Here is a 12,078-nt window from a genome sequence, read left to right as displayed (position 1 = left end):
GGGCGTAAGTCCGCGAATGGTAAGGTGACGCTTCAGAGTCTTGTACTGCTTGCCGTCTTCAAAACTGATCAGATAGTCCGGCGTGACGGATTTCTTGATCGATGTCCGCGGCGTCAATGGTTCTTCTTGCGGCACTGGCGGCACGCCAAGATTGCTGATGGTGGAATGGATTTGGGCAATCAAGCCAGGGAGTTCTCCGGCCGGGACGGGATTGTTCGAAACATAGGCCGCCACGATATCGGCAGTGAGCTCAATCAGCTGATTATTGGGCGTTAGCAATACTTCAGTCATAATATCACCTCCGGCGGCTAAACCGCCATGCCGTTTCGGTAGTGGACTTTTGTCAGCAGTGAAACACAAATGTCTCAAAACGTTGCCATCCAAGCTACTAGCTAGATGGCGTCCAGAGGAACTATGACAGAGTTCGAGCAGGGTAGGGGGGCAACCGGACCACGTCCAAGCCGTGTCCTGGTCAAGGCCGCGGCTGGTCGCAAACGGCCGGCTAAGGTTGCGCATAGCTGGATGGCAGTAATGCACAAGTCAATGGACGGCCGCACGGCCGGATACGCCTGCTTCACAACGGCCTCATAAGAAGCAGCGCATAAAGCAAAGACCTCGGACCGTCTGCCAGGACGGCAATGCCGGGACGAGGTCGAAGCAAATTCGCGGCCAGTTCGCTCGGTTAACAAGGTGACCTAAGGAGGTTCAGCATAGCGCCGCGTAAGCGGGAACCGGGACTGATCACCTCCGACGAATGGTCCACATAAGGTGCCTTGCGTCAGGGGGGCCTTCGTCTTCGACCCAGAGCCGTTCAATCGGCCATCCACGGCCTAGTTTGCCTGGGAACGAATAACAAAGTTCGCGCCCTGTCATCTTGAGATACGGGGCATCGATTATTCATGCGTGGCGTTGCGCGCACCAGTTCGCGGGCAAATGTTTGGGTCTGGCCATGGTGAGGCCGGCTTGAAGTGCCTCTTCCAAATCTGATGTGACGTATGCCGTTTCGGGGCTCCCAGAAAAATGATTGATCCGAAGGCTGTCGCCTCTCTTGCTGATCATGATGCCGACTAGCCTTAGCTGCTCCTGCACGTCGCGATATTTCATTGGCCGTACTCCCCGCCATTGCCTGAACGCCCCAAAGCAAAGTTAGTCAGCACTAAAATGAACTGCTGGGCAAGGGTCGAGCCAATCAATGAGAAATCACGAAAGGGTGCGCCCGCACGTTGGGGTTTGGCGGCGTTGATTCTGTACCGTCAATTCGACCAACGACGTCGTTGGCATGGATCGTGAAGTGCCAGCGAACAGGCGAACGAGCATGTTGATCGAGCGACGGGAATTGTACCCTCAGGCTTCCGGTTGGGCAGCCAAAGTGCCCCTTGAATCGAGGGCGTTTCGCCCCAGAAGCCGCGCATGATCCCGTTCTTCAGCCATGCGTCTGGCCCGAGCCGCAAGAAGATCCTTGCGCGCCACCAGGCCAATCAGTCGGCCGTCGGCATCAATGACCGGAACTCTGCCAACCCCATATGCCGACATGCGGTCGGCCAGGTGGCTGACGAGTTCGTCTGGGCTCGCGGAAACCACATCCGAGCTCACAAACTCCGAAAGCAGCCCTCCTTCTACCCCCGCGTTGCCGTTGGTCATCCACCCAAGCACGTCGCCGCGTGAGACCATGCCAACCACAACCTGATCAGAATCGATCACAGGATAGCTCTTGTGACGGTGCTCTAGGTTCATGAAGTGGTCGACGGTTTGCCCGACGGTCCAGGAAGCATCCAACGCGTCCGGTTTCTGGACCATGATATCGCGCACCCAGGTTTGCTCGAAGGGATCCACCTGGTACTCGCGCGTGATGTGCAGGCCTCGGCGCGCAATCTTTTCGGTCAGGATGGATCGCTTGAGAAGAAGCACCGTGGTTGCATACGCGATTGCGCAGGCGACCAAAAGCGGCAGCAGCGCGTGCTGGTCTCCGGTAAGTTCCAAAGCAAAAAGCGTTGCCGTAAGCGGTGAGCGCATGGTGCCACCCATCATCGCTGCCATGCCCAGAAGCGACCAGAAACCCGGATCTGCACTCGGAAATATCGGTGCCAACAGCGCACCTATTGCACCGCCAAAGATTAGAAGGGGGGCGAGTACACCTCCGGATGTGCCGGACCCAAGCGCCACCGCCCAAATGATCGCCTTGACGACCAATAGAAGCAATGCGCCGGTGAAGCCAAGGTCGCCTGCCAGGAGATGGCGGATGTTCTCGTACCCCACGCCCAGGGCTGCCGGTTCGATCAAGCCTCCAAGGCCCACCACCAGGCCGCCGATCATCGGCCACCACATCCAATGAATCGGCAGTTTTTGAAACAGGTCCTCCGAACCATAGACCATGGCGGTCAGCACTCCCGAGCCCAGACCCGCGATCACCCCTATCGCTGCCCACGACAGGAAATTGATGGGCGAAGCGCCCATTTGACCTGCATAGGCAAAGAGGGGCGCCGGATCGAGCAGCAGCGTGCGGCAGGCAGCCGCGACTGCAACGGCAACAACTACCGGAAGAAAGCTTCTGGGCTTCCATTCAAACAGCAGCAGCTCGATAGCAAGCAACACTGCGGCAAGAGGCGTGCCAAAAATCGCTGTCATACCCGAAGCCGCACCCGCAACCAGCAGCGCCTTACGCTCGCCCGAGCTCAAATGGACCATCTGAGCTATGAGCGAGCCGACCGCGCCTCCCGTCATGATGATCGGGCCTTCGGCGCCAAACGGGCCACCCGACCCGATCGAGATCGCGGAAGACAGGGGTTTCAAGACGGCTACCTTCGCGCTGATACGGCTCCGTCCTATAAGGATAGCTTCGATCGCCTCCGGGATGCCGTGGCCTCTGATTTTTTCCGATCCGAACCGCGCCATCAATCCAATGATGAGGCAGCCCACGACTGGGACGATAACCACCCATACGCCCCAAGGAGAGTCGGAAATCGGTAGCTCCTCGAGCGAGACGCGGCCGAAATAGGCAATGTTCGTACAAAGCGTGATCAGTCTAAGGAGCGCCCAAGCGGTGCCGACGGACGCAATCCCGACCAAAATGGCGATTGCCATCAACAACAACACCCTGATGTCGGCTGTGAAGTCTCCTAGCCTCGGCTTCTGTCTCGGAAAGAATGGGCCGCCAGATTTGCGCTCGTAGACTGGAGTCCTGTTCGGGGTCGATGTAGGCATTGGTCGCTCGAAGGGCTTGAGAAAGTTATATCGCAATACGATATAAATTTGGAAACTGGAATGACCGTGATTAAAAAAAATGAGCTAAAGAACGCAGGTAGCGACGCGCCCGTCATGCGTGGGGTCGATTATCGAGGCCTTGCGGATTTTCGCTATGCTATCCGGAAGTTTCTCGCATTCAGCGAAGCGGCTGCCATGGGAGCGGGGCTAACGGCGCAACAGCATCAGGCGTTGCTGACCATCAAGGGCATTGGGAGCGAGCAAGGATTATCCGTGGGAGACCTGGCGACAAGGCTGTTGGTAAAACACCACAGCGCCGCCGAACTGGCCAAGCGCCTGGAAGAAGCCGGATTGGTTCTCCGAAGCCAGGATCCTCACGACGGTCGGAGGGTCCTGCTCACTCTCACCGACGAGAGCGAGAGAAAACTGGAAAGCCTGTCGGGCATTCATGTTAGCGAAATTGGCTCGATGGCACCTGAGCTAGCCGCAATCTTGGCTGCATTGAGCGTTCGAGGTTGATTGCGCAGGCGGCATTCCAAAAGGTCGGGACGGTCGGCTTTCATGCCGGACGCTGCAGCCACCGTGTAGAGCATCGAGACGCTGTTGATCGGCAATTGTTATGGGCATATTCGGGAACGCTGCCCTTTTCGACCGGCTAGAGGGCGGTCCTGCATGCGGCGCTCCAACTTGGCCGGCGCCTCCCGGCTGAGTCTTCCAAAGTTGCGCCGGCCTGCGGACAGACTGCCGCCGCGCGCAAATGCTATCAGTCTGCCGATGCTGGCTCAAGGATTGGCTTTGCTCTGCTGTTTGCTGTCCAGCTATTGCGGATGCCTCGCAATCGAGCGGTGAACGGCTGGTCTGGGGCCGCTTCCCGCTTGTCGGCTTTTCGGCATGGACCATCGCAAAGCTGCCATTTCGCGACCGGCTGGAAGCTCTCGCCAGATCAACCAGACACAGCTGGCTGTTGCCTTGCCGCCTCTCCGGCTCTCGTACATGCGCGCCGTCGTTTGGACCGGCGATACTCGTGACACACGCGACCTATTCCGGAAAGCAGCATCGCCAGGGGTCGACCACGTTCGCACTCGCGTGTGCTTTTCTTCTTAGGCTTGGCTCTGGAGCGAGATTCCGCTCTCGCTGCGGCAAGTTAAGTTGCGAATCGCAGTGCCGGCCAGACAGGACCAATCAATTGTCGGGAAGCGGCAACGGTGTGTCACTCAAGGTCCGCAGGTAAGCGATGAGGTCTGCTCGCTGCTTCTCGTCCTGCAGGCCCGGGAAAGTCATATCTGTTCCAGGCAAGGTGAGTGCCGGGTTTGAGATAAAAAAGTTGAGTTCCTCAAAGGTCCAATTGCCACCAGCGTCCTTTAGAACTGACGAATAGCGGACATCGCTTTGTGAACCCTTCGGCCGACCTACGATGCCCCACAGATTGGCTCGTCCGGGAACCTGGACCCCCGGCGCTGAAAGATGACAAGCCCCGCACGTTTTGTCGAAAAGTTCTTTGCCGGATTCAGCGTTTGCCAATGCAAGTCGAGCCGAAATCGGCGCAATGGCCGGTCGTCCGGCGCCATGACTATGCAAGTAGGCCACGACGTCGTCGTGACCACTTAGCTTGGCCAAATGTATGGGCGGACTTCCATTCGATGTCAGAGCATTCACATCTGCTCCAGCATCCACAAGGTGGATGACACACTGAAGGCAGCCATTCTCGGCAGCCACGTGCAGCGGAGTCTGCGATTTAGCCAATTGGTTTGGATTTGCCCCACTATTGAGTAGCAGCTTCACGATGTCAGCGTACCCACCCTTGTTGGCGGCGTAGAGTGGCGTTCTTTGCCAACTGACAGGCAGGTTAACATCCGCCCCGCGATTGATCAGAAGTTTTGCTAACTCGGCATTTCCGTTTTCACAGGCGATATAGAGCGCCGTAACACCGTCAATTTCGTTGATAGTGGCGCCTTTGTCCAAGGCGGATGTCACCGCTGCGACGTCGCCGTTCCGGACAAGATCACCTAGGTTGCTCGCCTGGGCGGGCAGTGTAAGAAGCCAAAGGACCCATGTAGCCCTTATCACCCAAATGCGCGCCCGCATGATCATTGTATCCTCCCTTACGAGAATTCCATGACGGGTTTATCCTAGAACAAGGGCTTGCTGGCGACAACGCCCGCGCCGGCGGAAGAGATTTTAGATATTTGGTCAGTGACCACTCCGGGGCCGTTTCCAGACAGGCAGCTTTCGGGGCGAACTCACGGAAAGCAGCCGCTCCATTGACGGCCACAACGGGACGTTCGCTCGGATGGCTTTCGCGCGACAATCGATGCCACGCTCGAAGCCTAAACCTGGCCTCCGCTAAAGGTTGGCAGCAGCTGTGGGAAGACCAACACTGCCCCGCCATAAATCAGCAAAGCGATGCCCGATACCTTCGCTATCGTCTCTCCTATCGGGAGGGTTTTTTCTGCAAAGATCAGCATGGTCACCATAGCCATGGCGGCAATACTCATGATCCCGAGAGGAAAAAGAGCGAGAAACAGAAGCCAGCAGCAACCCAGACAAAAGAGCCCATGCTCCCAGCCCATGCGTACCGCCCCCCAGTTTCCATCGCGCCATGAGGTCAGGATGAAGCTCAAAGGGGTGCGGCATTTGGCCAGGCATAGATCCTTCAGCGGGGAGAGCTGGTAGGCACCGGCGATGATAAGGAGCATGCCGCCGATGCGCGCGGCCGTTGCCGCAGACGTTCCCACATGAGCGGCAATTATCTCCACGCCCGCCGCGCCGGCAAAGGCGAATATGCCCGCCAAGCCCCAAACCAGTATGTACCCGCCCACGAACACCCAGGTCGAGACAAAGGTTTCACTGCGCCCCCGCCTGCCAGCTTGGACCTTGTGAAACGTCAAGATCATGGGAGCTGCCGTCGGGAACATCATGGCGATCATCATGATGATCCAGACCGCAAGGAACAGCGGCGTATCCATGCCCATTGTGGGCGTGTTCATTGGCATGTCCGGGCCAATCTGACGCCGGATGAGCACGGTCCACGCCGCCGCCGCAATAGCGATCAAGAGTGCGACAACAAGGTTTCGCTGCAGCGTCAGCGACGGAGCTCTAGCGTTCTTCATGGACGCGCCTCGTCCGATATTCGGCCGCAGCCTATTGTTGACCGGACCAATTGATCGGAGCGTAATGCCCGTTTCGGCGGGAATTGTCCCAGCGCATGCCGTGGTCGCTGAATGTGCTGCCCTGCATGCCTATCGCCAGACCGAGCCAGTCGGGGTTGACGGGGTGGCCGGTCGCCGCCCACATCTCTCCGTCCTCGCGCATTGTCGGCAGCGGTTCGACCGCCATCTGCATGACCCCCGGGATCTCCACCGACCGCTTCTTGCCGTCGACCTGGTATCTGATCGGCGCCTTCCTGGCTCCAAGATTCGTGCCGATCATGGGCGCGAGCACAGCCATCGGGCCGCCGGCGGCACCGGTAAAGATCACGCCAAGCGCCTCTGTTTGCTTGTCATCGGCCCGCTCGTCGATATAGGCGGCTGCCGTCCAGTTTCCGTCCGCCATCGCACCCGGCGCGTGAGCAATCATCGCAACATTAAGGCCATCCAATCGAGCGTCACCGTAATTACCCGTATCGATATGAAAGGCCAGGGCAACGTCGCAGACGCCTTGCGTCGGCTTTGATGTCAACTGCGCGTTGGGCGATATCAGGCAAGGACATACGACGTCGCAGTTACAATTCTCGAAGTAATTCCCAGACAGTTGCCAACTGGTTGCCATTGGGCTCCTCCCAAGCGTGAGGCGCGTCGGCGCATGGTCGGTTTCTTGGCAAGGCAGCGCCACATCACTTGAACTTGTGGACGCTAAACAGCCCACCGCAGCAAACGATCGGCGCGCTAGACCAATTGGTCGAATCTACATCGTTGCCAAGCACCGTCAAGCCGCAACCGCCGCTAGCGCCACCTCCGGCACATCTGAGCCTCTGCCGGATTGTCGGCTCAGCTGCGGGCACGTCAGTGGCATCTGCTGCGGGTTTGACGCGAAGGGACGGTTTGCCCGGGCGGGGTATCGCGACGCAATCTTACATGCGCACCGCCTATGCCCGGTAGGGGGCCGGGAGGAGACCGTCCGGTTTTCTGCGTCTGACTGAGGAAGCCGACAATTGTTATGCTTTATCGGCGAGAGGTGCGACCCATTGTTAGTCGGGAGGCCATAGGCCGCGTCTGATCACACTTCCCACCTGGCTCGACCTGATGTCGATACTTCTAGGTGGACAATCGTCTCAATGTACTTGCTACCCGCGAACTGCTGCCTGAGACTTCGCGGTACGTGGGGGCAAACATGCAATTCATCAAGAACGGGCCAGATGTTCCGGAGCCTTTGCTGCAGGCTCATGAAGACGGGCGCGTCGTGTTTTTCTGTGGTGCCGGTATTTCCTATCCGGCCGGGCTCCCGGGATTTCACGGCCTCGTCAAGAAAATCTACGACGAGATGGGCGAGATTCCCAATGCCATCGAGCGCACCGTCTTGGAGGGGAACCAGTATGACACGACCATCGGCCTTCTCGAAAACAGGGTTGTCGGTGGTAGATCCGCTGTTCGCCAAGCCTTAGCGAGGGTTCTCACGCCTGACCTGACTTTGCCCGGCGCGACCAAGACTCACGAAGCGCTTCTCACGTTGGCAAAGAATCGGGCTGGTCAATCGCGCCTCATCACAACCAACTTCGACTCGCTGTTCGCCGTAGCCATGAGCCGCCTTGGCATCACGCTGGGCGATTTTGCAGCGCCGCTTCTGCCCGTGCCAAAAAAGAGATGGGAGGGCGTTGTTTATCTGCATGGACGCTTACCGAACTCCCCGAGTCAGACGGATCTCGACCGCTTGGTAATATCGAGCGGCGATTTTGGCCTCGCCTATCTGACGGAGCGTTGGGCCGCTCGTTTTGTCAGCGAGCTCTTTCGCAACCACACCGTCTGCTTCGTCGGATACAGCATCAATGATCCGGTGATGCGCTACATGATGGACGCACTTGCGGCTGACCGGTTGCTCGGCGAGGCACCTATCTCAGTCTTTGCTTTCGGCAATCACGCCCACGGCAAGGAGTCGGAAGCGGAGGCAGAGTGGGCGGCCAAGAACGTCACGCCCATTCTCTACAGGAACCACAATCGCCATGCGCTGTTGCACCAGACCCTTCATGCCTGGGCCGAGACATATCGTGATGGAGTCCGCGGAAAGGAGGCCATCGTTTCGAGGTACGCCGGACTCAGGCCTATGGGCAGTACCCGCCAGGACAATTTCGTTGGACGGATGCTTTGGGCGTTGTGCGACGAAAGCGGCCTACCAGCGAAGGTGCTTGCAGACTATGACCCGCTCCCATCCATCGAATGGCTTTCTGCCCTTGCCGAAGATCGCTTCGGATACCGCGATCTTGTCCGCTTCGACATTCGAACCGACGAAGCGGAAGACAAGAAGCTCGCCTACAGCCTGATCGCACGTCCAGCACCCTACACAAGATCTTCTTGGATGCGGCTTGTCCACCGTACTGATCGCGCCTTCTCGCGGTGGGACAAGGTCATGCCCTTTATCGCCCGCTGGGTGGTACGCCATCTCGACAATCCGGAACTCCTGCTTTGGGTCGTGAGCCAAGGCGGCGGCGTGGACGACCATTTCCGGCTCTTTCTCGATAGAGAACTTGAGGAGAGACCTCCGTCACCAGGGATGGAAGCTTTGTGGCGAATGGTTCTCTCAGGTCGCGTCGCCGACCGATCTTCTCATCTCGATCTCTATTCTTGGGCCCAGCGCCTCAAACGCTCAGGCCTGACCACTTTATTGCGGATGCAGCTTCGCGAAATCCTCGCGCCGCGTATTCGGATACGGCCGCCATACCGAATGAACGAGAAGGAGGATGAGGACGCAGGCGCAGCTTTGGCGAGCCGGCGCCCTGACCAGCTAGTCGAGTGGGAACTCGTCCTTGCGGTAGACCATGTTCACTCCGCTCTGCGGGAGGTCAGCAAGAATGTCGAATGGCAGGCAGCACTTCCCGCACTGCTCAGCAGCGGGACGGAACTCCTTCTCGACGCAATGGACATCATGCGAGAATTGCAGGCTGCAAATGAGTTATCGGATCGCTCTTACTGGCAGCAGCCATCAATCGGCGAACACCCTCAGAATCAACGGTACCGCGATTGGACAGCGCTCGTTGAGCTCTCGCGCGACTCCTGGCTAGCAGCCGCGCAATCCTTGCCGCTGAAAGCGATTAGAGAAGTTCATCGTTGGCTTGAGCTTCCCTATCCAGTTTTCAAGCGCCTGGCTCTCTTTGCGATGGCCGAAAGACGCGATCTCTTCTCGACCGCGGAGGCAATCGACCAACTGCTCTTGAACGATGCGTGGTGGCTCTGGTCAATTGAAACGCATAGGGAAGCTATACGTTTGCTCATAGCGCTGGTGCCCGGCCTATCCCTAATGGAATCTGAGAGATTGCAGCACGCCATCATGCTTGGTCCACCGGCGCGCATGTTTGCCGAAGACCGTGAACCGGAGACTTTGCGCCGCGTCATTGACCGCGAGATATGGATTCGTCTCACGGCGATGCGGGCAGCAGGAGGGAGGCTTGTGACGAAAGCTGTCATTCTTCTGCGATCGTTGGCGCGAACCTATCCGAAATGGACCCCGGCCGACGAACGCGACGAGTTCCCTGTCTGGATGGGGAGCGATGGATCTTGGCGAACACACTCGTCGACGCCCTCGACTGTCAAAGAGATAGTCACGTGGTTGCAAGAGAACCGAGACGCGGACGACTTCGATCACGAAGACGACTGGCGGGAACGCTGTCGCAAGGACTTCAGGAGGACGGCCGCGGCGCTGCTACACCTCGCAAGGCGCGGTGATTGGGTGACCGCTCGATGGAGACAGGCACTCCAGGCATGGTCAGAAGCCGAACTTGTCTCACGCTCTTGGCGCGTGGCGGCGACGCCTCTCGCGGAGGCTCCCGACCTCGTGATCCAGGAGTTGGACCACGCCATAGCCTGGTGGCTGAAAGCGGTTGCAAAACTCGTTGGAGAGCAGCGCAATCAGTTCTTCATACTGGTTCGGCGCATCTTGGACACACGCCTCGAAGAGGTGGCCGAGGACGATAATGACGCCATCAACGTCGCCATCAATCACCCAGCCGGTATGGCAACCGAAGCCGTGCTCGACTACTGGTACTCGGGCGGCCTGGAGGACAATCAAGGACTGCGCGATGAGTTCGCGGATGTCCTCACTCGCATCTGCGATCTGTCCGTGCCCGGCTTTCGGCATGGGCGTGTGTTGCTATGTACAAACACGATTACGTTGTTTCGCGTGGACCGGACGTGGACGGCGCGTTTCCTACTGCCTCAATTCGACTGGCAGAGCTCTAAGCATACCGCCATTCTTGCATGGACAGGATACCTGTGGTCACCGCGGCTTTTTCGGCCGCTATTGGAGGCCCTGAAGGACCCGTTTCTGGAGACGGCCCGCCACTACAACGATATTGGAAGGATTGCCGAGCAATATGCGGCACTTCTTACAGTAGTCGCCCTCGACGAAGGAGATACCTTCACCAAGGCACAACTGAGGGCGGCCACTGCTGCCCTGCCGGAAGAAGGTTTGATCCGGGCGGCAGAGGTCCTCGTCGATGGGTTGCAGGGCGCTGCGGAGCGCCGGGTAGAATATTGGCAGAACAGAGCCAAACCATATCTTGGCGGCATCTGGCCCAAGTCTCACGATATCAGGACACCGCAGGTTGCAGAGAAGCTCGCTCAGCTTGTCGTAGCATCTGGAGGCGAGTTTCCCGATGCTTTGGCGACGCTGCGCGGCTGGCTCTTGCCGATGCCGCATTCCTACTACACCGTCAGCCTGCTTTTCGAAGCGGGGCACTGCGAGGCGTTTCCGCAAGAGGCTCTTGCATTCCTTGATCTCATTGTTGCTGGCGAGCAGATGTGGGCAGCCAGCGAATTGCGGAAGTGCCTGATCTCAGTGCGAACGGCTTGGCCACAGGCGGTCCAGGATCAACGTTTTGCGCGCTTGGAAACCATTGTCCGGCAGACAGGTCAGGGACTGGAGTAGCGGCGCTCGACGCTGTCCACGCGGTGACCTCCAATCTGCTTGGCGCGTATGTCCGCTTCTAGGTGAAGGCAACGTTGGTCTCTACTGCCGACATGGGGGCGCTTTCCCGCCATTCGACAATCCGCGCTTGCACCGTCCCCTTTCGGCTGAATGCAAAGTTTGACTGTACGGGCGAGATAGGGCGCTTTGTCGAATTCCCGATCTCCCCTGGCTGTTCTTGAGGCGATTTTAGAACCGGACTATCATCGTTTTGCACACATCAGGGTCGGGTCAATGCCCCGTCCGTTGCCCGTTGTTATCGGCCGAGTGCAGGGGCGCCTATGCAAGGTCGCAGCAACTTTCTGGATCATCATCGATCTTGGAAGTAGGCATGCCGAAACTCAAAAAACTGCGCGATGACGCTTACAACCGGCAAGACGGTCGCTGGTGGTATTGTAGCCGCCTCATGTCACCAGCCGATGCGATAAGTTCCAGCAGATGCACGGCGGAGCACCTTCTCGCACGATGCGAGGGCGGCAAAAATACGAGTGACAATGTCGTGGCGGCATGCTGGCTTTGCAACAGTCGGCGGCACCGACGAAAGGTGCCCCTCAGCCCCGAGGCCTATTTCATCCACGTCAGAGCGCTGATTGCGAAAGGACGATGGTCCGAACCTCGCTGGGATAACGGCTTTTAGTCGCTCGGCTAGCTGGGTGACTGGATTGAAAGCGCAGAGCAGTTCGGGGCCCCGCCTGAGCGGCCGAGCCGTTTGGGCTACGTCTGTCACTTCGGCTCGCTCAAACGGCCGCAAGTGCGGTCAATACC

At 58.3% G+C, this 12,078-nt stretch carries 9 protein-coding genes; 3 read left to right on the top strand and 6 right to left on the bottom strand.

Annotated features, from left to right (window positions below; genetic code table 11):
• The 3 genes from ACSQ3E_RS30330 to ACSQ3E_RS30320 all read right to left on the bottom strand — a co-directional run.
• Nucleotides 1-291 (bottom strand): MucR family transcriptional regulator (locus tag ACSQ3E_RS30330; protein ID WP_436125453.1); only part of this gene is annotated, 291 nt, incomplete at its 3' end.
• Nucleotides 292-897: 606 nt separating this feature from the next.
• Nucleotides 898-1,104, bottom strand: a complete 207-nt coding sequence (locus ACSQ3E_RS30325) for a hypothetical protein (protein ID WP_436125452.1) — start codon at nt 1,102-1,104, stop codon at nt 898-900.
• A gap of 240 nt (nt 1,105-1,344) precedes the next feature.
• Entirely contained in the window at nt 1,345-3,081 is a 1,737-nt protein-coding gene (locus tag ACSQ3E_RS30320; RefSeq protein WP_436125451.1) for a chloride channel protein, read from the bottom strand.
• A 180-nt stretch (nt 3,082-3,261) separates the two neighbouring features.
• On the opposite strand from ACSQ3E_RS30320, the gene ACSQ3E_RS30315 reads away from it, so the two are divergent.
• Complete coding sequence (locus ACSQ3E_RS30315; RefSeq protein WP_436125450.1) at nt 3,262-3,720, top strand: MarR family winged helix-turn-helix transcriptional regulator; 459 nt, start codon at nt 3,262-3,264, stop codon at nt 3,718-3,720.
• Between the two features lie 663 nt (nt 3,721-4,383).
• On the opposite strand, the gene ACSQ3E_RS30310 is transcribed toward ACSQ3E_RS30315, so the two are convergent.
• The 3 genes from ACSQ3E_RS30310 to ACSQ3E_RS30300 all read right to left on the bottom strand — a co-directional run bounded on the left by ACSQ3E_RS30310 (nt 4,384) and on the right by ACSQ3E_RS30300 (nt 6,969).
• A complete protein-coding gene (locus ACSQ3E_RS30310; protein ID WP_436125449.1) occupies nt 4,384-5,292 on the bottom strand; it encodes an ankyrin repeat domain-containing protein in 909 nt (302 codons plus the stop codon).
• Nucleotides 5,293-5,528: 236 nt separating this feature from the next.
• Nucleotides 5,529-6,311 carry a DUF2182 domain-containing protein gene (locus ACSQ3E_RS30305; protein ID WP_436125448.1) on the bottom strand — a complete coding sequence of 261 codons (783 nt, stop codon included), beginning with the start codon at nt 6,309-6,311 and terminating at the stop codon, nt 5,529-5,531.
• A gap of 31 nt (nt 6,312-6,342) precedes the next feature.
• Nucleotides 6,343-6,969: a DUF1326 domain-containing protein gene (locus tag ACSQ3E_RS30300; RefSeq protein WP_436125447.1), complete on the bottom strand. Its 627-nt coding sequence runs from the start codon at nt 6,967-6,969 to the stop codon at nt 6,343-6,345.
• Nucleotides 6,970-7,530: 561 nt separating this feature from the next.
• On the opposite strand from ACSQ3E_RS30300, the gene dsr1 reads away from it, so the two are divergent.
• Both dsr1 and ACSQ3E_RS30290 read left to right on the top strand, forming a co-directional pair.
• Nucleotides 7,531-11,274: an anti-phage defense-associated sirtuin Dsr1 gene (gene dsr1 / locus ACSQ3E_RS30295; RefSeq protein WP_436125446.1), complete on the top strand. Its 3,744-nt coding sequence runs from the start codon at nt 7,531-7,533 to the stop codon at nt 11,272-11,274.
• A gap of 370 nt (nt 11,275-11,644) precedes the next feature.
• Entirely contained in the window at nt 11,645-11,950 is a 306-nt protein-coding gene (locus ACSQ3E_RS30290) for an HNH endonuclease (protein WP_436125445.1), read from the top strand.
• Nucleotides 11,951-12,078: the final 128 nt, after the last annotated feature.

Origin of the sequence: Aminobacter sp. LjRoot7 (assembly GCF_964252895.1) — a bacterium.
Taxonomy (GTDB): domain Bacteria; phylum Pseudomonadota; class Alphaproteobacteria; order Rhizobiales; family Rhizobiaceae; genus Aminobacter; species Aminobacter aminovorans_B.
This window is presented reverse-complemented; position numbering and strand designations above follow the sequence as displayed.